Origin of the sequence: Chelativorans sp. ZYF759, from assembly GCF_012911015.1 — a bacterium.
Taxonomy (GTDB): domain Bacteria; phylum Pseudomonadota; class Alphaproteobacteria; order Rhizobiales; family Rhizobiaceae; genus ZYF759.
Genome location: NZ_WVVV01000005.1, coordinates 223,309 through 248,123 on the forward strand (window position 1 = coordinate 223,309; position 24,815 = coordinate 248,123).

Consider the following 24,815-nt stretch of genomic DNA (forward strand, 5'->3'; position numbering starts at 1 on the left):
CATGATTGGACGACTGGTATTGGCCGTCGGTCTGGCGCTAGCGGTGCCCATCGCCGCAAGCGCACAGGACGACGACCTCATAGAACTGAATGCCGGTATGGTGTCTGCGATCGATCAGCTGGGACTGCCGATCGCACTCGAGCAGGGCTTCTTCGAGGAGCACGGGCTCGACGTCACGATCGCCAACCCCTACGCGACCGGCGTCGATGCGCTCAATGCCCTGCAGGCCGGGGAGGTAGATACGGTCCAGGTCGGCGTGCCCATGATCGGTGCCGTCGTTCGCGGTATGGAACTCGTCGCGCTTGCCAATTACAGCGGCAACGCAGCCCAGATGGGCTCGGACACCACCATGGCGCTCGTGGCACGGGAAGGCTCGGAGATTTCGGGCGACGATCTCTCCACGTTGCGCGGCAAGCGCGTTGCCGCGTCCTTCGGCACGATCAACCATCTCTACGTTCTGGCGCTGATCGATGCCGCGGGTCTTGAGGTTGCCGATGTCGATCTCGTCAACACGCCTCCGCCGGACATGACTGTCGCCCTGCTTTCGGGCGGCATCGACGCCTTCGTCGGATGGGACCCCTGGCCCATCGTCGCGCAGAAGGACGTGCCCGGCGCCTATGAGGTCGTTCGCGGTGGCAATCATATCTCCTATCTCGGCTTCAACGTCGCGATGCGGGATTGGGCCAACGAGAATGGCGAGATCCTGGAGAAATTCCTGGCCGCGCTGTCACAGGCGGACCAGTGGATGCGACAGAATCCGGAGGATGCCGCACAGATCGCCACCCGCTGGATTCCGGGTCTTGACCCGGCAGTGGCCCTCGAAGCCATGGAGTACAACATCCAGCAGGCGGATCGGCGCCTCTCGGCGAACAACTATGCTGCACTTCACGCAGCCGTCGAAACGCTTCATGGGCTCGGCTTCATCGACGGTACCTTCGATGTGAACGAGCACATCAATTCCGGGCCGATCGTCAACGTGATGGCCGATCATCCGGAACTGTTCTCCGATCTGCCGGAGATCCCGGCGGATGTCGCCATCGGCGAGGGCTATTCCTTCCAGCCGTAGTCGACCCCGAAAACCAGGTTCCGCCGCTTCCGGGCGGCGGGACCTCCAGCCTGTCGGACCTACCCAAACAGAAGAGCAAGAAGCACCATGGATCTTGGCATCAGAGGAAAAACGGCGATCGTATGCGGCGCGTCCCGGGGGTTGGGTCGCGGATCGGCCGAAAAGCTTGCCGAGGCAGGCGTGGACATTGTGCTCAACGCGCGTTCCCGACCGGAACTCGAGAAGGCCGCCGAAGAGATCGCGCAGGCCCATGGCGTGAAGGTCGTTGCGGTCGCCGCGGACGTGACGACACCCGAAGGCCGTGACGAGCTCCTGGCAGCCTGTCCGGCGCCCGACATCCTGGTCAACAATGCCGGCGGCCCGCCGCCCGGCATGTGGCATGACTGGGGCGAGGCGGAATGGCAGGGCGCCATCCGCGCCAACATGCTGTCTCCGATCCATCTCATCACGGCGGTGCTGCCGGGCATGATCGAGCGCAAATGGGGCCGCATCGTCAACATCACATCGGGCTCCGTGAAGTCGCCCATTCCCGAGCTGGGCCTATCGGGTGCGGCGCGCTGCGGATTGACCGGCTTCGTGGCGGGGACGTCGCGCCAGGTCGCCCGACATGGCGTCACCATCAACAATCTTTTGCCAGGCCAGCACGAGACGGCCCGCATCGAATCGCTGATGAACAATACCGCCCGCAACAAGGGGATCTCCGTTGAGGAGGCGCGCGCCGAGGCCTATGGCGCCAATCCGGCGGGGCGTTTCGGCACGACCGAGGAATTCGGCGCGACCTGCGCATTCCTGTGCAGCGCCTATGCCGGCTACATCGTAGGCCAGAACATCCTCCTCGACGGCGGCGCGATCAACGCGACGCTTTAGGCATCCCCCCAGCAAGGGCCGACCGACGACATGCACATCACCCCGACTCCGGCGCCCGATCCGCAATGGGCGATCCCCTTCTTCAAGGGCCGTTCCGCGCTCGTGGTCGGCGGATCGTCCGGCATCGGCGCCGCGATCGCGGCGGCCTTCCTGGAAGCCGGCGCCTCGGTCACCGTCACCGGGGCGACGGATGGCGAAATCGCGGCGAGCGACCTGCAAGGTCGCCCCGGCGCCACACTGCGCCAGCTCGATGTTCGCGACCGGACGGGCGTGGACGCGCTGGTATCGGCCCTGCCTGGCCTGGATGTCGTCGTGAACTGCGCCGGTATCATCCGGCGCGGCGACGAACTCGATCCCGATGTCTTCGCCTCGGTGGTCGACATCAATCTCAACGGTTCGATGCGGGTCTGCGCGGCGGCCCGGCCGCTGCTAGCGCAGTCCAGCCAGGGCGCCATCGTCAACTTGGCGTCGGTCCTGACCTTTCAGGGCGGCGGCCTGGTCCCCGGCTATTCGGCCAGCAAGGGGGGTATCGGCCAGATGACCAAGTCGCTGGCGATCGCCTATGCGGGTGACGGTGTCCGGGTCAATGCTGTCGCGCCGGGCTGGATCACGACCTCCCTGACGCAGGACTTGCAAGAAGATCCCGGGCGCAGCGAGGCCATTCTGGCGCGCACGGCGATGAAGCGATGGGGCCGGCCGGAAGACGTGGTGGGCGGGGTCCTGTTCCTGGCATCGCCGGCCGCCGCCTTCGTCACCGGCGTCATCCTGCCCATCGACGGCGGATACCTGATCACCTGACCCGGACGCGCCACCATTGCGGTCGCACGGAACCTGCGGAGCCTACATGCACATCATCAACTATCTGACGACGATCAATTTCGGAGCCGGGGCGTTGTCGTCGCTTGACGCGGCGATGTCGGAACTCGGGATATCGCGGCCCCTGATCGTCAGCGATCACGGCATCGCGGCGGCCGGCCTGCTTGAAAGGCTCGAGGCAATTGTCGGCAAGGACGCGCCCGTCTTTCTCGACGTGCCGACCAACCCCACCGAGGCGGCGCTGAAGGAGGCGCTCGCGCTCTACCGGTCGCAGGGCTGCGACGGCGTCATCGCCTTTGGCGGCGGCTCCCCCATCGATCTGGCCAAGGGCGTGGCCCTGCTGGCAACCCATCCGGGCGATCTGGAAAGCTATGCGGCGATACTGGGTGGCATCCCCCGCATCACCGCGGCGGTGGCACCCCTCATCGCCATCCCCACCACCGCGGGCACCGGCTCGGAAGTCGGGCGCGCGGCCCTCATTACCCTCGACGATGAACGCAAGCTCGGCTTCATCAGCCCGCATCTGATCCCCAAGCGGGCCATCTGCGATCCCGAACTGACGCTCGGCCTGCCGCCGCAACTGACCGCGGCGACCGGCCTCGACGCGCTCTCGCACTGCATCGAGACCTATCTGTCTCCGCGCGTGAACCCGCCCGCCGAGGCCATCGCGCTGGATGGCTTTGCCCGCATCTGGGCGGCCCTGCCCAGGGCCTATGCGGACGGGTCCGATCTCGATGCCCGCACCGAGCTGATGATGGGCGCGCTGGAGGGCGGGCTGACCTTCCAGAAGGGTCTTGGTGCGGTGCATGCGCTCAGCCACGCGCTCGGCGGCCTCAAGTCCCTGAAGCTCCATCACGGCACGCTGAACGCGATCCTGATGCCGCCCGTCCTGCGCTGGAACGCGGCTTCAGCGCCAGCCAAGATCGCGCGGCTCTCAGCTGCGATCGGGCTTAGCGACACAGGTGATCTGGCCGATGAACTGGACCGGCTGAACCGGACGCTTGGCATACCGGCAAGGCTGTCCGATCTGGGTGTCACCCGCGATGTAGTCGAGTGGACGTGCGAACGCGCGCTCGCCGACCACAGCCACCCGACCAATCCCCGCGACCTTACCCACGACGACTATAGATCGATTCTCGAGGGATTGTTGTAGTCGTCGGGCGTGAGCCGCTCGCCGTCTGGACATCGTTGAGATGACAGGCCGATAGCCGGCCGGGCGCGATTGGGCGTAGGGCAGGGCGTTCGACCCGGCAGCGGTCGAAGACCTTCGGGCAACGCGTGTGGAAATGGCAGCCCGGCGGCGGGTTCATCGGCGAGGGGATTTCGCCGCGGATCGGGTGGAACTGCCTCTTCTCGGGCGAGATGCGCGGAACCTCGTCGAGCAGCGCCTGGGTGTAGGGGTGGTTGGCCCCGCTGAACAGGGCTTCCGTCGGCGCCACTTCGACGACGCGTCCCAGATAGAGGATGACCACACGATCCGAGAGGTGCTCCACGACGCCCAGATCATGACTGATGAAAAGGTAGGTAAGGCCGAACTCCTTGCGCAGCCGCATGAAGAGATTGAGCACCTGGGCCTGGATCGACACGTCGAGCGCGGCGACGCTCTCGTCGCAGATCAGGAAATCGGGCTGCACGGCGAGCGCCCGCGCAATCCCGATGCGCTGGCGCTGGCCGCCGGAAAACTGGTGCGGATAGCGGTCGCGCACCGAAGGATCGAGACCCACCCGCTGCATCATCTCGTCGACATAGGGCCGCAGTTTTGATCTCGGGACGATCCCATGCACGGCGGGCGCCTCGCCGATAATGTCCTTCACCCGCATGCGCGGGTTGAGCGAAGACATCGGGTCCTGGAAGATCATCTGGATCTTCAGCGCTGCCTTGCGCGATGCCGCGCGCCTGAGCTCCGTGATATCGCGGTCGCGATACAGTATGCGCCCCTCGCTCGGCTGAAGGAGCCCGGCAATCATCCGCCCGATGGTCGATTTGCCTGAGCCGGATTCCCCTACGAGCCCGACGACCTCGCCCTGGGCGATATCGAGATCGACGCCATCGACCGCGTGGACCTGCCACGCATGGACGCTCGAGCCCAGGCGGGCGGCGATCTTCTCCGCGAAATCGAGCTTTTTCTCGAAGCGCTTCGTCAGGCCCTGAAGCGAAAGGATGGGTTGGCTCATCCGGTCACCTCGAGCGGCTCGAGATGGGGGTTGCAGCAGCGCGCCTCCTGTCGGGGCTTCAGCAGCCGCATGGGTTGCGGCTGGCGGCATTGGTCCAGGGCGCGTGGGCAACGCGGCCGGAAGGCGCAGCCCTCAGGCAGGTCGAGAAGCGACGGTGTCATGCCAGGGATCTGCGCGAGTTCGGCGCCGCGCCGGTTGCGGCTGGGGACGGAGCCGATCAGCCCGACGGTGTAGGGATGCAGCGGAGCCGAAAGCACCTGCGGCGCCGGCCCGTCCTCGACGATGCGGCCGGCATACATGACGGCGATACGATCGGCGAGCGAGGAAACGACCGCCAGGTCATGGGTGATCCAGATCAGCGCCATGCCGGTCTCGGTGGCCAGCTTCTGCACCTCGGCCAGGATCTGGGCCTGTATCGTGACATCGAGTGCGGTGGTCGGCTCATCGGCGATGATGAGATCGGGCGAATGCAGCAGCGCGATAGCGATCGCGACTCGCTGGCGCATGCCGCCGGAGAATTCATGCGGGTAGGCGTCGAGGCGTTCGTCCGGGGAGGGGATGCCGACCCGGCCGAGCGCGTCGCGCGCGCGCTGTCGTGCTTCGGCCTTCGACACCTTCTCATGCGCCCGCACGGCTTCGATCATCTGCGTCGAGACGCGCAGGACGGGATTGAGCGTCATCATGGGGTCCTGGAAGATCATCGCGATCTGGTGCCCGCGGACCGCGCGCAGTTCGTGTGACGTCAGTTCGGTCAGGTTGCGCCCGCGAAACATGATTTCCCCGCCGACGATCCGTCCCGGCGCATCCACCAGTCCGAGTATCGAGAGCCCCGTCACCGATTTGCCGGAACCGGATTCGCCGACGATGCCCAGCACCTCGCCGCGCCGGACGGAGAAGCTGACACCGTCGACGGCCGGCAGGACGCCGGCGCGGGTGAAGAAATGTGTCCTGAGGTCGCGGACCTCGATGACCGTATCGCTCACGCTATTTCCTTAGCCTCGGGTTGAGCACGTCGCGAAGCTGGTCGCCGACGAGGTTGATGGCCACGATCGTGATCAGCAGCGCGATGCCTGGGAAGAAGCTGATCCAGTAGCGGCCGGACAGCAGGTAGCTGTAACCGTTGGCGATGAGCAGCCCGAGCGAGGGCTCGGTTACCGGCACGCCGACGCCGAGGAAGGAGAGCGTTGCCTCCAGCGCGATCGCCTGGGCGATCTGCACGGTCGCGACGACGATCAGCGGCGGCATGCAGTTGGGTAGAAGGTGACGGAACATGACCCGCCCATGCCCGAGCGATAGGCATTGCGCGGCCGAGATGTAGTCCCTTTGGCGTTCGACCAGCGCGTTGCCGCGCACCGTGCGCGCGTAATAGGCCCATTGCACGATCACCAGCGCGATGATGACCTTGTCCACGCCCTTGCCGAGAATGGCCAGCAGGATCAGCGCGATCAGGATCGCCGGGAAGGACAGCTGCATGTCGACGATGCGCATGATCAGCGTGTCGACCCAGCCACCGAAATAGGCTGCCGCCGTGCCCGTGGCGATGCCGATGGCGAGCGCCAGCAAGGTCGCGGTGCCCGCCACGATCAGGCTCATGCGAAGCCCGTACATGATGGCCGATAGCATGTCGCGTCCCTGAACGTCGGTGCCGAGCCAGTAGGTGCCGATGGTGAAGCTCTCCGACCCCGGCGGCAAGGTGCCGTCCATGATGTCGAGTTGGGAAAGGTCATAGGGGTTCTGGGGCGAGATCCAGGGCGCGAACAGCGCCACGAAGGCGACCAGCGCGAAGATGACGAGGCCGACGGCTGCCGTTCGGCTTTCGAAGAACTCTGCGATAATGCGCCTCAGCGGGCTCTCGGCGCCCCGGGGCTTCTGCGCAGGAAGGGTCTGATCGCTCATTCGTTTCTCATGCCGGCACGCACGCGCGGATCGAGCCCCGAATAGACCAGGTCAACGGTGAGGTTGATGAAGACGAAGATGAAGACGGTGAGCATGACGTAGCCCACGATCACCGGCCGATCGAGGAGGTTGATGGAATCGATCAGCAGCTTGCCCATGCCGGGCCAGGAAAAAACCGTCTCGGTGACGACCGCGAAGGCAATCATGGAGCCGAGCTCGAGCCCGAGCACCGTGACGACGGGGATCATGATGTTCTTCAGGACATGCACCGTGATCACCCGGCGCTCGCTCAGGCCCTTGGCGCGGGCAAATTTGACGTAATCCAGGAGCAGTACCTCGCGGGTGCCCGCACGCGCCAGGCGGATGACCAGCGCCATCTTGAACAAGGCGAGATTGACCGCCGGCAGGATGAGGTGGCGAAGCCCTTCCCAGGTCAGGAAACTGACCCGGATGCCGAGCACTTCGGTGGTCGGGCCACGGCCGCCCGCCGGCAGCCAGCCCAGCAGCACGGCGAAGATCAGGATCAGCATCAGACCCTGCCAGAAATTGGGCAGGCTGAAGCCGAGGATCGATCCTCCCATGATGGACTTGCCTAGGACCGTATCGGGCTTGAGCCCCGCGATCACGCCGAGCGGGATGCCGAAGACGATGGCGATCACCAGCGCCACGAAGGCCAGTTCCAGCGTCGCGGGCAGCCGTTGCAGGATGATCTCCATGGCCGGCTGCCCGTAGACGAAGGACCGCCCGAAATCGCCCTGGAGCAGATTGCCGAAATAGATGAAGAACTGCTCCCAGAGCGGGCGGTCGAGACCCAGCCGCTGCATGGTGGCGTCGATCTCCCGCTGCGTGGCCTCGGGATTGATCAGGATGTCCACCGGGTTGCCGATGGCATAGACGCCGATGAAGACCAGGATCGCCATGACGATGATGGCGATCAGGCTCTGGCCCAGCCGGCGCAGGAAATAGACGAGCATGGCGCGCTGCCCAGCCTGAGGGTTTGATGGCCGGCTTGCGGACGCGAACGCCCGCAAGCCGGCCTTTGGCTCAGTTGGCCGGCACCACTTCGTAGGCCAGCGTGTACTGGTCGGCACGCGCCTCGTAGTCGAGGTCGTCGCGCATCGCCCAGGTCGTCAGCTCGTAATGGATGGGGATGATGCCGTAGCTGTCCATCACCACGCGGCTCGCCTCCTGAAGCAGCGCCTCGCGTGCCTCCTCGTCGACCGTCTGCAGCGCTTCGATCAGAAGATCGTCCATCTGCGAATTGGAGTGCCGGGCGAAGTTCGTGCCGCCCAGACCAGCATCCGGGTTGCGCGTGGCAACCAGCGCTCCCAGCGGCGACGACATCTCACCCGTGCCCGCGCCCCAGCCGGCCAGGAATGCCGAGAAGGCGAAGCCGTTGCGGTCGGAGATGAAGGCGGAGAAGGTCTTGGCGTCGACATCCGTCTGTACGCCAATGCGGCTCCACATCTGTGCGACGGCCTGAGCGATCTGGCCGTCATTGATGTAGCGGTCGTTTGGCGTGCCGAGCGTGATCTGGAAACCGTCCTCGTAGCCGGCTTCCGCCAGCAATTCACGCGCGGCCGCCTCGTCGAACGGGATCGCTTCGCGGTCGGCATTGGTACCGAACATGGGCGGCGGCAGGAGTTCGCCGGCAGGCTCGGAATAGCCCAGCATGATGCGGTCTCGGATCGCCTCGCGATTGATGGCCTTCGCCAGCGCCTCGCGAACCTTGGCGTCCTGCAGCGGGTTGGCGTCGCCGGAGATGCCCGGCGTCGGCGCCTCGCCCTGGTCGAGCGCGATGTAGATGACGCGGTTCGACAGGCCGGATGAGACCTTGAAGCCGCTGCTCTCGATGCGTTCGATGTCCTGGGTCGGCGGGTTCTCGATCATGTCGACGTCGCCCGCCAGAAGCGCGGCCACGCGGGCGCCTGGATTGGTGATCGGGCGAAGCACGATCTCTTCCCATGCGCCCTCTTCACCCCAGTAATCGGGGTTGCGTTCGAGCACGATCCTGTCGCCGCGCACAAAGGAACTCAGCACATAGGGTCCCGTTCCGATCGCGAAGTCGGGGTCGGTGAACGCCTGCGATTCCGGCGTGTCGCCCAGACCCGAACAGCCCTCTGCATCGAAGGCCACCTCGTCCTCGGCACCGCTCGCCGACGCCGAGATGATGGTGAAGGTCGACAAATGGTTGGGCAGGAGCGGCGCCGGCCCGTCCGTGGTGATCCGGATGGTGTGGTCGTCGACGATCTCCATACCGGCAATGGCGTTGGTGTAGAGCGTGAAGGGGGACGGCGCGTCCGGCACGGTTGGGATGCGGCAGACCGTGTACACCACGTCGCGGGCGGTGAAGGGATCGCCATTGGAGAAGGACACTCCTTCGCGCAAGCCGATCTCCCAGGTCGTATCGTCGAGCGGCTCCCATGTCTCGGCCAGGCCGGGCGCGAGCAATTGCTGGGCGTCCTGCTCGATCAGCGCGCTGAAGATGTGTTTGGCAAGCGCGTTGTTGGGACCAAGATTGTGATAGTGCGGATCCGCAGACGTGGGTTCCGCTGATAGTCCGATGGTGAGTGTATCTGCCGCAGCGGAAGCACTCATGGCCGCAAATACCGCAAACGTCGCAGGCATCAGCGCACCACGGATGGACCTATTGATGGACATGTTCCCGTGTCCTCCTGTTTTGCCGGATTATTGTTATGTTCCCATTTGTCGGATTGCCGCGCCATTCCACAAGCTGGCAACCTTCCCTCGAACGTTATTATGCGCTATCTGAATTGTGAAGGGGAAACTTCATAACATTAAGGCATAGTAGTATCACATGGCCGCTGCGGAAGACCTGTCGCCCGGTTCGATAACGCTTCGAGAACTCGAGATTCTGCGCGCCCTGGTCGCCACGGGAAAGACGACGGCGGCAGCCCACCGTCTTTCCATCTCACAGCCTGCCGTCAGCCGCGCCCTGTCGAGGCTGGAACGGCGGCTCGACCGGCAACTCTTCTTCCGCGATGCGGGGCGGCTCATGCCGACCTCGGAAGCGCTCGCCATCGATGCCGAGCTGGAGCCTGCCTTTGCTGCGCTGGCCAGGATCAGGGAGCGGGCCGATCAGCGCACCATTCAGCCCTCGACGCTTCGCGTGGCGGCACCGCCCACCATCGCGCACCGCTTCCTGCCGGGTCCGCTGGCGGCCTATGCCAGGCTCCACGCGCAAATGCGCATCAGTCTCGACGTCCTGTCGAGCGACGTCCTCGTCACCCAGGTTGCCGAAGGCCGCATCGATCTGGCCTTCGCGGATGTCGATACCGCGCATGCCGGGGTTCGCGTCGAACCCTATTTGACCACGGAGGCGGTCTGCCTGCTTCCGCAAGGCCACCCGCTGTGTCAGCGCAAGGAGATCACGCCTGCCGATCTCGTGAACCAGCCTTTCATCGCGCTGACCCGACGCCATTCCGCGCGCATTGCGATCGACGCGGTTTTTTCGGAGGCCGGCATGACATGCCGACCGGCGATCGAGACATCGACCGCGGTTTCGGCCGCCGAGTTCGTTCGCGAGGGGCTGGGCGTCACGCTGCTCAACCCTTTCCCCGTCGCCGGCAGGCTGGGTAGGGATGTCGTGGTTCGTCCTTTCCGGCCTTCGATTCGTTTCGCGGCCTCCTTTCTCCTTCCTTCGTCGGTGCCGGTGGCGCCGGCCGCCTTGGGTTTCATGGCGCATGTGCGCAGCGGCACCACACCCTTTTCGTTCAGCCTTTCCCAGCCGGAGACCGCATGACTGCCCGTCCGCACGCCCGCACCGTCGAGATCCTCTCGCGCCTGGTCGGTTTCGACACGACCAGCCGCAATTCGAACCTTGAGCTGATCGACTATGCAGACGCAATTCTTGCTTCGTGCGGTGCCCGTACCGAGCGGACCTATGACGAGACGGGCAGCAAGGCCAATCTTTGGGCCACGATTGGTCCCGAAAACGAGCCCGGCATCGTCCTGTCGGGCCATACCGACACGGTTCCGGTCGACGGACAGGCCTGGTCGACGGACCCCTTCCAGCTTGTCGAGCGCGACGGCCGCTTCTATGGGCGGGGCGCCTGCGACATGAAGGGTTTCGTGGCCGTCGCGCTTGCGGCGGCACATGACATGGCGGGGAGGGACCTTGCCCGCCCCGTCCATTTCGCCTTCTCCTATGACGAGGAGGTCGGCTGTATCGGCGTCCGCGGGCTGCTTGCCCAACTGGCGCTGAAGCCCCGGCTCCCGTTGGCGTGCATCGTCGGCGAGCCGACCATGATGGAGGTGGCCATCGGCCACAAGGCCAAGCGCAGCCTGAAGATTACGGTGGAGGGAACGTCGGGCCACTCCTCGCGCGCGCCGGAATTCGTCAATGCCGTGGAACACGCCGCGCGGATCGTCGTGAAGATGCGCGAGATCGGTCGGCGGCTGGCGGCCGGCACGGGTCTGGACGAGCTTTACGACATAGCCCACACCACCGCCCATGTCGGGACGATGCAGGGCGGCACCGCGCTCAACATCGTACCGGATCGCTGTGAGATCACATGTGAATTCCGGGTCCTGCCGCAGGAAGACGCCGACGCCCTGGTCGGCGAGATCACCGACTTCATCCGCCGGGAGGTCGAGCCGGAAATGAAAGCTTCCGCTCCTGGCGCAGGCGTAGCCATCGAGTTGACGGCTGCCTTTCCGGGGCTCGACATGCCCGCCGATCATCCGCTTGTCGGACAGGTCAAGCGCGCCGCCGGGAGAAACGGGCACCAGAAGGTCGCTTACGGGACCGAAGCCGGGCTCTTCCACGAACTGGGCATTCCGACCGTCGTCTGCGGCCCGGGCTCCATCGCGCAGGCCCACAAGCCGGACGAGTTCATTGCCGCGGAACAACTCGCCGCATGCGAGCACTTTCTTTCAGAACTGCTGCGGACTGCCGACCCCTCTTAGCACATGCGGTCACAGCAGCTTGTCCAGCGTGATCGGCAGGTCGCGCACACGTCTGCCGGTCGCGTTGAAGACCGCGTTGGCGATGGCGGCGGCAACGCCGGTGATGCCGATCTCGCCGATGCCGCGCGCGCCGAGCGGCGAACGCGGGTCGGGAACGCCTGTCCACATCACGTCGATATCGGGTACGTCGAGATGCGAGGGGATGTGATAGTCGGCCAGCGTCGCGTTCATGATCCTGCCGCTGCGTTCGTCAAACAGCGTTTCCTCGGTCAGCGCGAGCCCGATCCCCATGATCATGCCGCCCTTGAACTGGCTCGTCGCGGTCTTGGGGTTGAGGATGGCGCCGCAGTCGAACGAACCCAGCATCCGTGACACGCGGACCTCGCCGGTGACCTCGCTGACCCGCACCTCGCAGAAATTCGCCGACAGGCTGTGCATCGCGAATTTCAGCATTTCGAGCGGCGCGCTGCCTGCTGCGGACACGGATATCTCATCGCGCGACGCGCGGGCCAGAATCTGCTGGAAACTCTCGGTTCGCGATGGGTCCTCAATGCTCACCAGCTTCTGATCGATCATGCGCACCTCACCGGCCCGAAGTCCTGCCAGCGGGCTCGAATTGCCGGCGAGACGCAGCAATTCGCCCGAAAGCTTCTCGGCGGCGGCCGCAATCGCCGCGGCGATCGAGACGGTCTGCGAGGAGCCGCCGGCCATGGGCGTCGTCGGCAGGGCTGAATCGCCCATCTCGAAGACGATGGCTTCCATCGGCAGGCCGAGACGGTCCGCTGCATGCTGGATCTGGACCGTGGAGGTACCCATCCCCATGTCCTGCGCGGAGCACGACACGATGGCCCTGCCTTCGCGCGTCAGCCGGATACTGGCGCTGGCGCCCGGCATGCGGGCATAGGGGAAGCTGCCGGTCGCGCATCCCATGCCGATCAGCCATTCGCCGTCCCGCTGCGTGCCGGGTGTCGCCTGGCGCCGCGCCCAGCCGAAACGTTCGGCACCCTCCCGATAGGCCTGCACCAGGGCGCGCTGCGAAAAGGGCGTCCCGGAAAGCGGGTGCGTCTCGGGCTCGTTGCGCAGGCGCAGTTCGATCGGATCGATTCCCATCTCGTGCGCGAGCTCATCGATGGCGCTTTCCAGCGCGAAGGTCCCGACCGATTCCCCGGGCGCACGCATATAGGTGTTGGGGACGATGTCGAGATCGAGATGGTGCTGCACGAACGCGTAGCTTTTCGAACGATAGAGGGCGCGCCCGGTGAGGGTGTATTGTTCGGGACAGGCGGAATAAGGCGGCATCACCGAATGGCCCGTGTGAATGAGAGCAGTGAGATTGCCGCCCGCGTCGGCCGCCAGCGCCACGCGCTGCTCGGTGGGGGTGCGCCCTCCTACGATGCGGTAGACGCCGTCGCGGCTGAGGACGAGGCGAACGGGGCGGCCGGCGATGCGTGCCGCGGCGACCGCCACGACCTGGTGGTCCCACATCCCCTTGCCGCCGAACCCGCCGCCGACAAAAGGTGACAGCACGCGAACCTGCTCTTTCTTCAGTCCGAAGAGCTTCGCCAGCGCGGCGGCGCTTCCCGAAATCATCTGGCTGGCATCATGGACCTCCAGCGTGTCGCCGTCCCATGCCACCGTGACGGCATGGAGTTCGATGGCGTTGTGGTTGTGTCCGGGCGTGCGGTAGATGTTGTCGACCTGAAAGGGCGACTGCGCGAGTTCGTACTCTGCATTGCCGACTACCGTATGGTTCTTCTCTATCAGAACCGAGGCAGGGGTCCTGGCCGTGGCTTTCGCGGCCTCGAAATGGGTTCGGGCCCCTGCGGTCTCGTAATCGATTTGGATCAGCGAGGCGGCATGGTCGGCCTGTTCCTGCGTTTCCGCCAGCACCAGCGCCACCACCTGACCATTGTAGCGGATTTCCGTGTCCTGCATGATCGGCAGGGCGCTTGCGCCGACCGCTCCCAGATTGGTGACGCTGACCAGCGGGATGATATCGAGCCGCGGCATGTTGCGGTGCGTCATCACCAGGATGACGCCCGGGGCTGCCTCCGCCGCGCTCGTATCGAGGTGCCTCATACGCCCGCGCGTGATCGGGCTGTGGAGAAGCGAGGCATAACACATGTTTTCCATCGCCACTTCGGCTGCGAAACGTGCCTGACCGCCCACCTTGATTGGGCCATCCAGCCGCGACACCTGGCGCCCCACCGCGCCGCGCCGCATGATCAGCGGATCGGGCGTGCCGCCCGGCAGCCAACGCTCAGGCACCCAGCCCAGCACCGTCTTGACCGAGTCGATGACGACGTTCTGCATTCTGCTCATGATCTGTCTCCGGTCAGTTCGAGAAGAACGGCCGCTGTGGTGCGCTTGAGAAGTTCGACCTTGAAGGCGTTGCCGGCGGCAGGACGCGCGACGGCGAGTTCGGCGTCCATGGCGGCCGCCATCGCTTCAGGCGTCGCGGGGCCGCCGCGCAGCGCCGCTTCGGCCTGCAGGGCGCGCCATGGTCTGGGCGCGATGCCGCCGAATGCCAGCCTGATGTCCTCGATCGTGCCGTCTTGCATCGAGACGCCCGCCGCGACCGACACCAGCGCAAACGCATAGCTCGCGCGGTCGCGCACCTTGCGATAGGCGGAGCGTTGCCCCATCGCCGATGCAGGTATCTCGACGGCGGTGATGAGTTCGCCGATTTCCATCGTGGTCTCAAGATGAGGGCTGTCGCCCGGCAGCCGGTAGAAATCCGCCAGCGGGACGATGCGTGTGCCCGCACTGCCCGCAAGATGGATCTGGGCATCGAGCGCCATCAGGGCCACGCACATATCCGAGGGATGTGTCGCGATGCAGCCCGGCGATCCGCCCAGGATCGCATGATAGCGGTTGAATCCCTCCAGCGCGTCACAGCCGCTCCCGGGCTGTCGTTTGTTGCAGCGCGAAGCGGCGGGATCGTTGAAATAGGCGCAGCGGGTGCGCTGCAGCAGATTGCCGGCCACCGTCGCCATGTTGCGGATCTGGGCCGACGCGCCGGCAAGGATCGCGCGCGACAGCATCGGATAATGGGCACGCACCAGCGGGTGCGCGGCGACAGCACTGTTGCGGGCGGCCGCGCCGATGAGCAGGCCACCACCTTCCATCTCGATGATCTCCGAGGACAGTGCGGTCACATCGACCAATGTCGTCGGGTGCTCCACGCCTTTTCGCATCAGGTCGACGAGATTGGTTCCGCCACCCAGAAGCTTGTGGCCCTTGAGGGCGGCGAGCGCGCTGGCATCCATGCTGGACGCCGGGCGTCTGTAGGAAAAAGGCGTCATGCCACATCCTCCTTCGCGACCTGGAGAATGGCCTCGACGATCCCGTTGTGCGCACCGCAACGGCACAGATTGCCGCTCATGCGTTCGCGGACTTCCTCGGGCGAGAGGATTGCGCGTTCGCCGAGGTCGGCTGTCACATAGCTGGGCATGCCGTCGGCCACCCCACGCAGCATCGCGGCAGCGGCGCAGATCTGGCCGGGCGTGCAGTAGCCGCACTGAAAGCCGTCATGTTCGATGAAGGCGCTTTGCAGCGGATGCGGAGACCCCTCGGACGACAGCCCTTCGATCGTGGTGACGGCTCGGCCGTCCGCCTGCACCGCCAGCGTCAGGCATGACAGCACCCTCTCGCCATCGATGAGGACCGTACAGGCGCCGCAGGCGCCCTGGTTGCAGCCGATCTTGGTGCCGGTCAGGTGAAGCTGCTCTCGCAGCAGATCGGCCAGGGAGACCCGCGGGTCGTCCGGTATGGCCACCTCGTTGCCGTTGATGCGTATCGCCATCGTCTTATCCCGCTGCGCGTTTTGCGGATCGGTCGACCCTGCGCATCAAGATAATACGAATATCGTATTATTCAATAATCGTTTGATGCAATTTTCGTCATCATGGCCACGAGGCTGTCCCGCTCCTCGGGCGAAAGCGGTTCGAGCATCAACTTGAACATCTCCAAATAGGCCTGCCTGTGGGCCGCGACATAGGTTTCGCCTGCGGCTGTCAGCTTCAGTGCGACCGCGCGCCGGTCGTCCTCGGGGCGCTCTCTTGCGAGCAGTCCGCGCTTGGCCATGCGGTCGGTTGCCGAAGAGATCGTCGTGGTCGCCACGCCGAGAAAGCGCGCAACATCGGTCGGTCCGCAACCGGGATGCTTCTCCACATAGAGCAATATCTGCTTATCGATCTCGGCGAGGGGTTTCCCGGAGGCGGCATCGGTCAGCTTGAACCGGCGCGCGAAAACTTCCAGCGCCGCGCCGAGATCGGCAATCTGTTTATCGGTGGGTGTTGTCATGGGCGCACAATAGGTCTGTCGGTCGTTCGTTACCAGATCGTCGGTGCCGCACGCGTCGCCGGATCCACCACATGATCATGGATCTGCCAAAGCAGTACGAAACCCAACCCGGAGCCGGCGGGGTTGGCTCGTCCGGGGCAGCGTCGAGCGCCCTGGTTTGGCTTGCGGAGCGTTTCTTGAACGATGGCGTCGTCGGGGGGCAACTCTGGGGATGAGCCGCGCAGTGAAAGGGGAGACGAACGAAGGCGGCGGCTCGCTGCATGGCTGCCATGCACAGGAGATGTTGCATTGCAGCAACCTATTCGGCTATATCGCCTCACCTCGCTTGGACCCGGTGTAATTCCGGGTGGCTATTCCGGCCGCCGATCCGCCGGACAATCCATCTCAGCCGCCTTCTTGCCGCGCTCCTCCCCGCGCCGGCTGCGGCTCCATGACCTGGATTCTCATGAATTTTCTCTCGACCTACCGCGCACAGTGGTTCGGCAATGTGCGCGGCGACCTGCTTGCCGGCCTTGTCGTCGCCCTTGCGCTCATTCCCGAGGCCATCGCCTTCTCCATCATTGCGGGCGTCGATCCACGGGTCGGGCTCTATGCTTCCTTTTCCATCGCGGTGCTGATTGCCTTCGTGGGCGGAAGGCCCGGCATGATCTCGGCGGCTACAGCCGCGACGGCCGTGCTCATGGTCACGCTGGTTCGCGACCACGGGCTCGAATATCTGCTCGCGGCCACGGTGCTGGCCGGGCTTATCCAGATCGTGGCAGGCCTGCTCAAGCTCGGCCGTGTGATGCGCTTTGTCTCGCGTTCGGTGATGACAGGCTTCGTCAACGCGCTCGCCATCCTCATCTTCATGGCGCAGATCCCCGAACTCGTTGGTGTGCCGAGCCTGACCTATGTCATGGTCGCCGCGGGGCTCGCCATCATCTATCTGCTGCCACGCCTGACCAAGGCGATCCCCTCGCCACTGGTGGCGATCGTGCTCTTGACGGCAGTGGCGATGTTCTTCGGTTTCGACCTGCGCACGGTGGGCGACATGGGCGAATTGCCAGACACGCTGCCGGTTTTCCTCATCCCCGACATCCCGCTGAATCTCGAGACGCTGATGATCATCCTGCCCTATTCGCTGGCGGTGGCGGTGGTGGGCCTGCTGGAGTCGCTGATGACGGCGCAGATCGTGGACGATCTCACCGACACGCCCTCGGATCGCAACCAGGAATGCGTCGGCCAGGGCATCGCCAACACGGCGACCGGCTTCATCGGCGGCATGGCCGGCTGCGCGATGATCGGCCAGTCCATCATCAACGTGAAATCGGGCGGTCGCGGGCGGCTGTCCGCATTCGCTGCCGGCGTGTTTCTGCTTTTCATGATCCTGGTGCTGGGTGATCTCGTCAGCCAGATCCCGATGGCTGCCCTCGTCGCCGTGATGATCATGGTGTCGATCGGCACCTTTTCCTGGTCGTCGATCAAGAACCTGAAGGACCACCCGCGCTCCTCCTCGATCGTCATGCTGGCCACGGTGGCGGGCGTCATCATCACCCACAATCTGGCGGTCGGCGTTTTGATCGGCGTGCTCTTGTCGGGCATCTTCTTCGCCTGGAAAATCGCGCAACTCTTCCGCATCTCGTCCAGTCTGAGCGCGGACGGTCGTCATCGGACCTATCTCGTGGAAGGCCAGCTCTTCTTCGCGTCGTCGGAGGACTTCATGGCCGCCTTCGACTTCAAGGAGGTGCTGGAGAAGGTGACGATCGATGTCAGCCGCGCCCATATCTGGGACATTTCCAGCGTGGCGGCACTCGACATGGCGATCCTCAAATTCCGCCGCGACGGCGCGGAGGTCGAGATCGTCGGCCTCAACCAGGCGAGCGAGACCATCGTCGACCGGCTCGCCGTACACGACAAGCCGGGCGCGCTCGAGAAGCTGATGGGGCACTGAAGATGCGGATATTCTTGCATTGCCCCCCATCCGGCAGGGCGGCTAGTCTTCTGACGGGAGGAATTTCATGACCAACAGCATTCTCGCCCTCATCGACGGCTCCATCTATGCGCGCAGCGTGTGCGAGCATGCGGGCTGGCTGGCGACCCGGCTCAATTCGGGCGTCGAACTCCTGCACGTGCTCGGCCGGCGCGAGACAGCAAGCGCCTCCGACCTGTCGGGCTCGATCGCCCTCGGTGCCCGCACGGCGCTGCTGGAGGAGCTGAGCAGCCTCGATGAACAACGTGCGCGTCTGGCCCAGAAGAAGGGCCGCGCGATCCTGGAAGATGCGGAGACCATCCTGCGTGCGGCGGGCGTCGAAACGGTAGCGCCCCGCCTGCGCAACGGCGATCTCATCGAAGCGGTCGCCGAGGCCGAGAAGGCAGCAAGCTTCGTCGTCATCGGCAAGCGCGGCGAGGCAGCCGATTTCGCGAGGCTGCATCTCGGCTCCAATCTGGAGCGCATCGCCCGCTCCTCTAGCAAGCCCGTTTTGGTCGCCTCGCGCGCATTCCGGCCGATCGCCAAGGTCCTGATCGCCTTCGACGGCGGCCCCAGCGCAATGAAGGCGGTCGATCAAGTGGCCCGCTCACCGCTCTTCGTCGGGCTTGAGATCAAGCTCCTGACGGTCGGCACCGATAACGCGGAAGCGCGGCGGCGCCTCGAAGACGCCCTGGCCACGCTGCGGGCCGGCGGGCATGAGGCGACGTTCGACATCGTGGCCGGCCAGCCCGAATCCACCATTGCCGGCATCGTCGAACGCGATGGCATCGACCTGCTCGTCATGGGCGCTTATGGCCACTCGCGCATCCGCGCCATGATCATCGGGTCGACGACCGCCGAGATGATACGCTCCTGCAAGGTGCCGATCCTGCTGTTCAGGTAAAATTGCCCGCGAGGGAGTTTGCGCCTGAAGTGGGATGACACGAGGGAGTTGAGCAGGCGAATCTCCACCTGCGCCTGCGCCAGGTGCGGGTTGTCGGTTCCGGGTAAGAAAAGCCAGCCCTTCTCCTTCGGAATTCTCAGTCGCGGCCATAGACCTTTCGCAATTCGTCCTTGGCTTCCTCAAGGATTTTCCTGCGTTCGGCGGGTAGATTGGAGCCTCCGCGGTTGATGTAGAAAGTCAGCATCGACATCGCCGAGCGATAGGGATCGGATTTGCGACGGTTGCTCTTCTCGGCAGAACGTTTCAGTGAAAGGGCGATGTCGTGCGCATCATCCTTGGCGAAAACGCCTTCTTCGAGGTCCATCGCGTCGCTGTTTTCCGTCACGTCCTGCGACCATTTCTGCTGGGCCATCGTTGCCTCCAGGCTCACTCATCTTCCGGCCGGCCGTTTTCGCCGAGGAGATCACGCTGGATCAGCCTCTCCTCGGCCTCGTCGGGCAGCGCCTCGTCGATGGCAGCAGGAAAATTATCGTCCTCTTCCTCCGGCAGCCCGTTCGTGCGTTTCCAACGCTCGTCGACCTCTTCCGTATCCAGGCTCGGAGATTGCTCGGCCATCGGTTGGCCCTCCAGGCTGGCTTCGCGTGGCTCGGCAGAGCCGGGGGAATGTGGCTTTATGTTGTGCTCAGACATCCGGGTTGCTCCGTTTTTTGAACTCCAACATGAGAACGGAACGAGAGTTCCGGCGCTTTGACCGATCGCCGTTCCGCGTCGGCCGATTCACGGCAGAACAATCTCAATAGTGGCCACGAGCGGAAGATGGTCGGATGCGCGACGGGCAAGCCTGCTTCGATCGACTTCTGACTGACCGACTGCAAGGCCACGGACAAAAATGTGGTCGATCCGAAGCAGCGGAAACCAGGCGGGGAATGTGGCTCGCTTCCTGCTCGACGTTGCCGTCTGAACCTCCGTAAAATGCCGGTCGAGCAGCTTGAAGGGAGCCGAAGATGGTCCCGCATTGAAATCGCCCATGAGGATGGCGAGAGAATCCGCCATATCGCGATGCCCCAACCATGTCGGCCCCAACAGCGTCTCGACCTGACGTACCCGTTCGCTCGGGCGCAGGCCGAGATGGGTGTTAAAGACGTTCAACTCTTCATCGCCAATCGTCACGGCGACCCAGAGCGCGCCTCTTTGCTCGCCGGTGGAAGGCAAGGGGCCAGCCTTGATCAGCCGGGAGGGTAGGGTGGTGAGTATGGCATCGCCATAACGCTCCTCCGCAACATGCAGGGCAGGATGAAAATGCGACGTCATCTTGAGGTGCATGGCAATTGCCTGCGCCTGATCGACGCCGCCGCTTCGCCTGCGCACCACATCGACTTCCTGCAACCCGACAATATGCGGTTTGTGATGCGCGATGACCTCTGCGATGCGGGCCGGATCGCATATCCCGTCCCTCCCGCGGCAATTGCGCACATTGTAGGTCATAACGCGCAAACGCCGTGAAGCCGGGGCGTTCTGCGGGGCGGTTTTTTCGCGCATGAAAATCAACCAAATGTCGGCTCGATCGTTCCTTCAAACGGACATTCGCGCAGCGAGCACCGATGACCGCCCCGAAGATTCTCATCCGCCTGGCCATCGCAATAATTCTGGCCGGCGCCGGCTACATGATTTACCGCGCCGTCGGGGAGTATTCGCTCGACGAAGTGATGGCGTCGCTTCGTGCCATCCCCGTCGCGCACATTGCCGGCGCGCTTGGCTTTGCCGCACTGTCCTATCTATGCCTGACCTGCTTCGACTTCCTGGCGCTCCACTACGCTGGAAAGCCGCTTACCTATCGCCGGGCCGCGCTCGCGTCCTTCTGCAGCCTATCCATCGGACACAATGTGGGCGTGGCCGCGCTCAGCAGCGGGGCCATACGTTATCGCTTCTACTCGCGCTGGGGACTTAGGGCAGGCGACGTCGCCAAGGTGATCATCTTTTCGGGGCTGACGGTTGGATTGGGACTGGTGACGCTTGGCGGTATCGGGCTGATGCTCTATCCGGCCGACGCGGAGGGCCTGCTCGGGTTGGAGCGGCCGGCAATCATGGGGATCGGTATTACCTGCCTGACCGCGCCGGTTCTTTACCTCGCCCTATGCCAGTTCGTGCGCCATCCGCTTCACATCCGCAAATGGTCGATCCAGCTTCCGACGTCTCGGCTCGCCGTGCCGCAGATCGTTGTGGGAACCGCCAATTTCGGATGTGTCGCAGGGTGCCTGCACCAGCTCATGAGCGCATTCGAAGAGTTGGCTTATCTCAAAGTGGCAGCGATCTATGTTGTTGGCAACGCGACCGCCCTCATGAGCCATGTGCCCGGCGGACTTGGCGTGCTCGAAGCCACCGTCCTCTATCTGGTTCCCGGGGCCGGCTCTCTAGCCGCGCTGGTGGCGTTCCGCGTGATCTATTTCTTCGTGCCACTCGCCTTTGGGCTGCCGCTCTTCCTCGGCAGCGAATATGTGCTGAGACGGAGGCATTCAGGCCATCCAACCGAATAGACGGCCGGCGGCCTGCTTCCACCGTTTGCGCCACCGTTGGAGCGGCCAGTAAGGCTTCCTGGCGTCGAGTATGGCAGTGCCGGGCAAAGAGCCGACTTCCCGGGGCCCAGGCCTGACCTCATAGGAGCGCAGGCAGCGCGCGTTGACGTTCAAACGGTCAACGGCTGCGATGAGCGAGCCGGCCTGCTCATGAGCCATGGCAACTTCCTCCGCGGTGCAGTCCAGATGCTCGGCCAGCAGGGTGTCGCGGAAACGCTTCACGACGTCCCTCTCATGCGCGGAGCGGGCCTCGATCACCACATCGCATTCGGTGTCCATGCCTTCGGAGCGATTGGCGAGGTTTGAAGACCCGATGCGCAGCAGCCGGTCGTCGATCACCATGACCTTGGAGTGGATGAGCAATTCATGCTCGCCGCCTTCCTCCGTCGGGAGCATGGCGTACATCATCCGCAGACGGCCGTGCTTGTCGGCCGCCCGTAATTGCCGGATCACACGGTTTCGGTTGTGGGCCATGACGTACTGCTCGAAGATGCCGCGCGAGCTTTTGGTGACCACGATCACCATTTCGGGCCCCTCGGCTTCCCGCAGCCGCTTCGCAAGCGCTTTCCCCACTTCGTAGGAGGAGAGATACTGCGTCTCGATATAAAGGCGCTCGCGCGCCTTCTCGATGCCATCAAGCGTCAGCTTGATGGCTTCTTCGGCGCCTTTGCGGAAGAGGGTCCGAGGCTCGGTGCGCGAGATGCCCAGCCGGCAATGCTCGAGATCGGTTTTCAGCCCCCCTGGCCAGCAGTCCACTCTCTCCTCTGCGATCGGGATCCAAGTGTCGTTGGCCTTGTGCCAGCGACGCCGCACCAGCTCGGCAATGTGGGTTACGGCGGGTCCGCAGAAGGCCATGTGGACATCATGTACAGGCGGGTAGGGAGCGCCGTCAGGTTTGGTGCGGGCCGGCTGTTCGACGAGATGCTCGCGGGTGTCCCAGCGCCCCTCGGTCAGGTCGATGCCGCCCACGAAGGCCAGCGAATCGTCGATCAGGACGATCTTCTGATGATGCGCCGCCCGCAAGGGATGGCTTGTATCGAAGCACAGGGTGATGCGCGGATGGTCAGCCCATTTCGGTCCCACATAAAGGCCGACCCGCTTCTGGGAATAGGCGGGACCCATGCCCCAGACGTGGATCCGGATGTCGAGGTCCGCGTTCGCCTCAACCAATTGCCGCAGATAGTCGCCGAGCAGCGGGGAGTCTTCGTCGAGCGGACGCAGCCGGATATCGCCGCTGAAATCCCATCCCAGGATCCAGATGCTGCGCTGCGCCCGGGAAAGGGCAATCTTCAGGTTTCGGAAATAGGGCTCGGCGTCGATGAGAAATGCGACCTTTTCGGCCTCCGACAGTCGCCAGACATTACTGCTTTCCTCAAGAAGCGAGGCTTCGGATGTAAGAGCCGAGGAGCTCATGCGCATCTCCTTCACTCATGCATTCGCGCGCCAATCAAACTCGTCAGCGGCCCCGGCGGTTCCTCGCGCATCTCACGACGCGACCGCGGGGTGAGGGTCGCGCCGGAAGCGGACGGGCCAGCGGAATTTGCCGCCGTGATTTCCGTCCGCCTCGTCGCGGGACATCTGTCAGCGCCAAGCGGCAAGGATTTCATCGACCGAGGCGAGTTCGACCTGTTCGCCGAAGCGCGACGCAAAGATGGTCATGGCTGCATCATGGGTCTCATCGGCCGAGCCGCATACGGCATCGGCAGCGACCACGACCCGGTAACCGCGATCGATCGCCCCCATCACCGTGGTGAGAACGCACACATCGGTCTCGCCACCGGACACGATCAGCGTATTGGCCGACGAACTGGCCAGAAGGCGGTCCAGCCGGCCTTCGGTCCACGGCGAATAGACCCTCTTGTCGACGACAGTGGCCGGCGGCACCAGGCGCGCGAGCGAGGGGACAAGCTCAACCTGCAAGGGGTCGAGCCGCGCCAGGGTCATCATGTCCCACTTCCTGTAATATCGCTTCCAGGTGCCGACGGCCTCGTCCGCGTCTCGTGCCGGTACAAAGCGAGTAAATACGGTCCGCGGTGCATGCGCTTCCGTCAGCGCCTCGATCATCGGAAGCCGCTGCTCCATCCAGGGTGTGCCCCAGGGCGAGGCCGGCAGGAAGATCGTCTGCATGTCGACACAGATGTGAAGGCAATCGGTGCCGAGCGGACCGTGGAGGAGACCTGTGCGATGCATGGGGGGCAGGCCTTGTCAGCGATGAAGTTCGTGGAGCTGCAGGGGAAATTCGGTCGCACGCGCGGCGCAAGTCTCGACGCGCGCCTGCGTCCCGCGCTCGATGCGACGGTCGACCGCGGAGGCGGTGGATGGGAGAAATCCCTGCTCAGTTGCCGGAAGCATGGCGTAGCCTTTCCTTACCGAGGGGCCAAACCAGCAGTGCGGATCAAGGTTCCCGTCGCCCCTTGAAGGCCGAGGGAACGATTTCGCGCGTCTCGTGGTTGGGCAGGCAGATGGAGGTGACGCCAGTGATTCCTGGGACCGGCAGCCGCTCGGCCGTTTCGCCATTCTCCGGCTCATATCGCTGGTCGGGCTATGCGCTTGGCTTTGCCATTGGCGGCTTCTTCGATGGCATCCTTCTGCATCAAATTCTTCAGTGGCACCACCTGCTGTCCGCTCTCGATGGCGCGCCCTATTCCGACCTCCGCTTCCAGATTCTTGCTGACGGAGTCTTTCACGCGCTGATGTATGCGGTGGGCGGCGTGGGCCTGTGGCTGCTGTGGCGGTCGCGGTCCGAGTTCGGCCGCACGGGAGCCGACAGGCTGTTATACTCCAATGCGCTTATCGGCTTTGGCGCGTGGCACGTCATCGATGCCGTGGCCTCACACTGGCTGCTGGGCATCCACCGCATCCGAATGGATTCCGAATTTCCGCTGCTCTGGGACCTCATCTGGGTCGTTGCCTTCGGCCTGGTTCCGCTGCTCATCGGCTGGCTGATCAGGCCCGACAGCGACGATGCCGGCCTTCTCAAGGCAGGCGGGCCGGCGAGCCTGGCTGCACTCGCCATCGTCGGTGGCGTGGGCGCTGCGCTGCCTCCCGGGGATGTCGACAATGCGCCCTTGATCGTGGTCTTTGCCCCCGGCACGACGGCGTCGGACGCCTTTGCCGCCATGGCGAGCGTCGACGGGCGTCTGGTCTGGTCCGATGCGACTGACCAGGTCTGGGCCATCGACGTTCCCCCCGGCAGGAACACCGCCGGTCTCTACGGCAGGGGTGCCCTTCTCGTCAGCAACTCGCTGGTGCCGCTCGGCTGCCTCGACTGGTTCCGCAGCTGATCGCGATGCGGGCCGCAAAGATGGACGTGGCCGCTTGGCATGTCGATCGTAAG

The 24,815-nt window shown here is 64.4% G+C and carries 24 protein-coding genes and 1 other annotated feature; of the genes, 10 read left to right on the plus strand and 14 right to left on the minus strand.

Going from position 1 to position 24,815, the window contains the following annotated elements:
- Window position 1: 1 nt before the first annotated feature.
- The 4 genes from GRZ55_RS10550 (at window position 2) to GRZ55_RS10565 (ending at window position 3,902) form a co-directional block, all read left to right on the plus strand.
- Window positions 2-1,066, plus strand: coding sequence for an ABC transporter substrate-binding protein (locus GRZ55_RS10550; RefSeq protein WP_169286868.1), 1,065 nt, complete (start codon window positions 2-4; stop codon window positions 1,064-1,066).
- A gap of 87 nt (window positions 1,067-1,153) precedes the next feature.
- Window positions 1,154-1,933, plus strand: a complete 780-nt coding sequence (locus tag GRZ55_RS10555; RefSeq protein ID WP_169286869.1) for an SDR family oxidoreductase — start codon at window positions 1,154-1,156, stop codon at window positions 1,931-1,933.
- A gap of 30 nt (window positions 1,934-1,963) precedes the next feature.
- Entirely contained in the window at window positions 1,964-2,731 is a 768-nt protein-coding gene (locus GRZ55_RS10560) for an SDR family NAD(P)-dependent oxidoreductase (RefSeq protein ID WP_169286870.1), read from the plus strand.
- Window positions 2,732-2,777: 46 nt separating this feature from the next.
- Complete coding sequence (locus GRZ55_RS10565) at window positions 2,778-3,902, plus strand: iron-containing alcohol dehydrogenase (protein WP_169286871.1); 1,125 nt, start codon at window positions 2,778-2,780, stop codon at window positions 3,900-3,902.
- Here GRZ55_RS10565 and GRZ55_RS10570 read toward each other — a convergent pair.
- The 5 genes from GRZ55_RS10570 to GRZ55_RS10590 form a co-directional block, all read right to left on the minus strand.
- Window positions 3,859-4,923 (minus strand): ABC transporter ATP-binding protein, encoded by a 1,065-nt coding sequence (locus GRZ55_RS10570; protein WP_169286872.1) that lies wholly within the window; start codon window positions 4,921-4,923, stop codon window positions 3,859-3,861. The genes GRZ55_RS10565 and GRZ55_RS10570 overlap by 44 nt on opposite strands.
- A complete protein-coding gene (locus GRZ55_RS10575; RefSeq protein ID WP_368856608.1) occupies window positions 4,920-5,891 on the minus strand; it encodes an ABC transporter ATP-binding protein in 972 nt (323 codons plus the stop codon). Before GRZ55_RS10575 ends, GRZ55_RS10570 begins: the two co-directional genes overlap by 4 nt.
- A gap of 16 nt (window positions 5,892-5,907) precedes the next feature.
- On the minus strand, window positions 5,908-6,819 hold the full coding sequence (locus tag GRZ55_RS10580; RefSeq protein ID WP_169286874.1) for an ABC transporter permease: 912 nt from the start codon (window positions 6,817-6,819) through the stop codon (window positions 5,908-5,910).
- Complete coding sequence (locus GRZ55_RS10585; protein WP_169286875.1) at window positions 6,816-7,793, minus strand: ABC transporter permease; 978 nt, start codon at window positions 7,791-7,793, stop codon at window positions 6,816-6,818. The genes GRZ55_RS10580 and GRZ55_RS10585 overlap by 4 nt, the downstream gene beginning before the upstream one ends.
- Window positions 7,794-7,863: 70 nt before the next feature.
- The gene (locus GRZ55_RS10590) at window positions 7,864-9,480 is read right to left on the minus strand and encodes an ABC transporter substrate-binding protein (protein ID WP_246734670.1); all 1,617 of its coding nucleotides are present in this window, start codon (window positions 9,478-9,480) and stop codon (window positions 7,864-7,866) included.
- A gap of 157 nt (window positions 9,481-9,637) precedes the next feature.
- On the opposite strand from GRZ55_RS10590, the gene GRZ55_RS10595 reads away from it, so the two are divergent.
- Both GRZ55_RS10595 and argE read left to right on the plus strand, forming a co-directional pair.
- Window positions 9,638-10,582 carry a LysR substrate-binding domain-containing protein gene (locus GRZ55_RS10595; RefSeq protein WP_169286876.1) on the plus strand — a complete coding sequence of 315 codons (945 nt, stop codon included), beginning with the start codon at window positions 9,638-9,640 and terminating at the stop codon, window positions 10,580-10,582.
- Window positions 10,579-11,748, plus strand: a complete 1,170-nt coding sequence (gene argE, locus GRZ55_RS10600) for an acetylornithine deacetylase (protein WP_169286877.1) — start codon at window positions 10,579-10,581, stop codon at window positions 11,746-11,748. Before GRZ55_RS10595 ends, argE begins: the two co-directional genes overlap by 4 nt.
- Window positions 11,749-11,757: 9 nt before the next feature.
- Here argE and GRZ55_RS10605 read toward each other — a convergent pair whose 3' ends face one another.
- From GRZ55_RS10605 to GRZ55_RS10620, 4 genes are all read right to left on the minus strand, one after another.
- A complete protein-coding gene (locus GRZ55_RS10605; RefSeq protein ID WP_210257322.1) occupies window positions 11,758-14,061 on the minus strand; it encodes a xanthine dehydrogenase family protein molybdopterin-binding subunit in 2,304 nt (767 codons plus the stop codon).
- A gap of 5 nt (window positions 14,062-14,066) precedes the next feature.
- Window positions 14,067-15,053 carry a xanthine dehydrogenase family protein subunit M gene (locus tag GRZ55_RS10610; protein WP_169286879.1) on the minus strand — a complete coding sequence of 329 codons (987 nt, stop codon included), beginning with the start codon at window positions 15,051-15,053 and terminating at the stop codon, window positions 14,067-14,069.
- Window positions 15,050-15,553 carry a (2Fe-2S)-binding protein gene (locus tag GRZ55_RS10615; protein WP_169286880.1) on the minus strand — a complete coding sequence of 168 codons (504 nt, stop codon included), beginning with the start codon at window positions 15,551-15,553 and terminating at the stop codon, window positions 15,050-15,052. The genes GRZ55_RS10610 and GRZ55_RS10615 overlap by 4 nt, the downstream gene beginning before the upstream one ends.
- Window positions 15,554-15,624: 71 nt before the next feature.
- Entirely contained in the window at window positions 15,625-16,053 is a 429-nt protein-coding gene (locus tag GRZ55_RS10620) for a MarR family winged helix-turn-helix transcriptional regulator (protein ID WP_169286881.1), read from the minus strand.
- Window positions 16,054-16,377: 324 nt separating this feature from the next.
- Window positions 16,378-16,433, plus strand: a sequence feature (sul1 is cis-regulatory element that is thought to sense ions involved in sulfur or methionine metabolism; They are found in Alphaproteobacteria).
- Between the two features lie 65 nt (window positions 16,434-16,498).
- On the opposite strand from GRZ55_RS10620, the gene GRZ55_RS10625 reads away from it, so the two are divergent.
- Window positions 16,499-17,983, plus strand: coding sequence for a SulP family inorganic anion transporter (locus GRZ55_RS10625; RefSeq protein WP_169286978.1), 1,485 nt, complete (start codon window positions 16,499-16,501; stop codon window positions 17,981-17,983).
- A 67-nt stretch (window positions 17,984-18,050) separates the two neighbouring features.
- A complete protein-coding gene (locus GRZ55_RS10630; protein ID WP_169286882.1) occupies window positions 18,051-18,905 on the plus strand; it encodes a universal stress protein in 855 nt (284 codons plus the stop codon).
- A 136-nt stretch (window positions 18,906-19,041) separates the two neighbouring features.
- On the opposite strand, the gene GRZ55_RS10635 is transcribed toward GRZ55_RS10630, so the two are convergent.
- The 3 genes from GRZ55_RS10635 to GRZ55_RS10645 all read right to left on the minus strand — a co-directional run bounded on the left by GRZ55_RS10635 (window position 19,042) and on the right by GRZ55_RS10645 (window position 20,444).
- Entirely contained in the window at window positions 19,042-19,317 is a 276-nt protein-coding gene (locus GRZ55_RS10635) for a DUF3175 domain-containing protein (protein ID WP_169286883.1), read from the minus strand.
- A gap of 14 nt (window positions 19,318-19,331) precedes the next feature.
- Window positions 19,332-19,520 carry a hypothetical protein gene (locus GRZ55_RS10640; RefSeq protein WP_169286884.1) on the minus strand — a complete coding sequence of 63 codons (189 nt, stop codon included), beginning with the start codon at window positions 19,518-19,520 and terminating at the stop codon, window positions 19,332-19,334.
- A 162-nt stretch (window positions 19,521-19,682) separates the two neighbouring features.
- Window positions 19,683-20,444 carry an endonuclease/exonuclease/phosphatase family protein gene (locus GRZ55_RS10645; protein WP_169286885.1) on the minus strand — a complete coding sequence of 254 codons (762 nt, stop codon included), beginning with the start codon at window positions 20,442-20,444 and terminating at the stop codon, window positions 19,683-19,685.
- Window positions 20,445-20,506: 62 nt separating this feature from the next.
- Here GRZ55_RS10645 and GRZ55_RS10650 point away from each other — a divergent pair, with 62 nt between their 5' ends.
- Window positions 20,507-21,439 carry a lysylphosphatidylglycerol synthase domain-containing protein gene (locus GRZ55_RS10650; protein WP_169286886.1) on the plus strand — a complete coding sequence of 311 codons (933 nt, stop codon included), beginning with the start codon at window positions 20,507-20,509 and terminating at the stop codon, window positions 21,437-21,439.
- Here the strand turns inward: GRZ55_RS10650 and GRZ55_RS10655 are convergent.
- Together GRZ55_RS10655 and GRZ55_RS10660 are read right to left on the minus strand one after the other, a co-directional pair.
- Entirely contained in the window at window positions 21,419-22,891 is a 1,473-nt protein-coding gene (locus GRZ55_RS10655) for a phospholipase D-like domain-containing protein (RefSeq protein ID WP_169286887.1), read from the minus strand. The genes GRZ55_RS10650 and GRZ55_RS10655 overlap by 21 nt on opposite strands.
- Before the next feature lie 168 nt (window positions 22,892-23,059).
- Complete coding sequence (locus GRZ55_RS10660) at window positions 23,060-23,668, minus strand: cysteine hydrolase family protein (protein WP_169286888.1); 609 nt, start codon at window positions 23,666-23,668, stop codon at window positions 23,060-23,062.
- A gap of 287 nt (window positions 23,669-23,955) precedes the next feature.
- On the opposite strand from GRZ55_RS10660, the gene GRZ55_RS10665 reads away from it, so the two are divergent.
- Entirely contained in the window at window positions 23,956-24,762 is an 807-nt protein-coding gene (locus GRZ55_RS10665) for a DUF2243 domain-containing protein (RefSeq protein WP_368856606.1), read from the plus strand.
- Window positions 24,763-24,815: the final 53 nt, after the last annotated feature.

Coding starts and splice junctions, on each gene's coding strand:
- GRZ55_RS10580 (WP_169286874.1), bottom strand. CDS start 6,819: ATGAGCGATCAGACCCTTCCTGCGCAGAAGCCCCGGGGCGCCGAGAGC.
- GRZ55_RS10655 (WP_169286887.1), bottom strand. CDS start 22,891: ATGAGCTCCTCGGCTCTTACATCCGAAGCCTCGCTTCTTGAGGAAAGC.
- GRZ55_RS10595 (WP_169286876.1), top strand. CDS start 9,638: ATGGCCGCTGCGGAAGACCTGTCGCCCGGTTCGATAACGCTTCGAGAA.
- GRZ55_RS10555 (WP_169286869.1), top strand. CDS start 1,154: ATGGATCTTGGCATCAGAGGAAAAACGGCGATCGTATGCGGCGCGTCC.
- GRZ55_RS10570 (WP_169286872.1), bottom strand. CDS start 4,923: ATGAGCCAACCCATCCTTTCGCTTCAGGGCCTGACGAAGCGCTTCGAG.
- GRZ55_RS10560 (WP_169286870.1), top strand. CDS start 1,964: ATGCACATCACCCCGACTCCGGCGCCCGATCCGCAATGGGCGATCCCC.
- argE (WP_169286877.1), top strand. CDS start 10,579: ATGACTGCCCGTCCGCACGCCCGCACCGTCGAGATCCTCTCGCGCCTG.
- GRZ55_RS10620 (WP_169286881.1), bottom strand. CDS start 16,053: ATGACAACACCCACCGATAAACAGATTGCCGATCTCGGCGCGGCGCTG.
- GRZ55_RS10630 (WP_169286882.1), top strand. CDS start 18,051: ATGACCAACAGCATTCTCGCCCTCATCGACGGCTCCATCTATGCGCGC.
- GRZ55_RS10550 (WP_169286868.1), top strand. CDS start 2: ATGATTGGACGACTGGTATTGGCCGTCGGTCTGGCGCTAGCGGTGCCC.
- GRZ55_RS10565 (WP_169286871.1), top strand. CDS start 2,778: ATGCACATCATCAACTATCTGACGACGATCAATTTCGGAGCCGGGGCG.
- GRZ55_RS10605 (WP_210257322.1), bottom strand. CDS start 14,061: ATGCAGAACGTCGTCATCGACTCGGTCAAGACGGTGCTGGGCTGGGTG.
- GRZ55_RS10610 (WP_169286879.1), bottom strand. CDS start 15,053: ATGACGCCTTTTTCCTACAGACGCCCGGCGTCCAGCATGGATGCCAGC.
- GRZ55_RS10625 (WP_169286978.1), top strand. CDS start 16,499: ATGAATTTTCTCTCGACCTACCGCGCACAGTGGTTCGGCAATGTGCGC.
- GRZ55_RS10660 (WP_169286888.1), bottom strand. CDS start 23,668: ATGCATCGCACAGGTCTCCTCCACGGTCCGCTCGGCACCGATTGCCTT.
- GRZ55_RS10615 (WP_169286880.1), bottom strand. CDS start 15,553: ATGGCGATACGCATCAACGGCAACGAGGTGGCCATACCGGACGACCCG.
- GRZ55_RS10635 (WP_169286883.1), bottom strand. CDS start 19,317: ATGGCCCAGCAGAAATGGTCGCAGGACGTGACGGAAAACAGCGACGCG.
- GRZ55_RS10650 (WP_169286886.1), top strand. CDS start 20,507: ATGACCGCCCCGAAGATTCTCATCCGCCTGGCCATCGCAATAATTCTG.
- GRZ55_RS10645 (WP_169286885.1), bottom strand. CDS start 20,444: ATGCGCGAAAAAACCGCCCCGCAGAACGCCCCGGCTTCACGGCGTTTG.
- GRZ55_RS10640 (WP_169286884.1), bottom strand. CDS start 19,520: ATGGCCGAGCAATCTCCGAGCCTGGATACGGAAGAGGTCGACGAGCGT.
- GRZ55_RS10590 (WP_246734670.1), bottom strand. CDS start 9,480: ATGTCCATCAATAGGTCCATCCGTGGTGCGCTGATGCCTGCGACGTTT.
- GRZ55_RS10585 (WP_169286875.1), bottom strand. CDS start 7,793: ATGCTCGTCTATTTCCTGCGCCGGCTGGGCCAGAGCCTGATCGCCATC.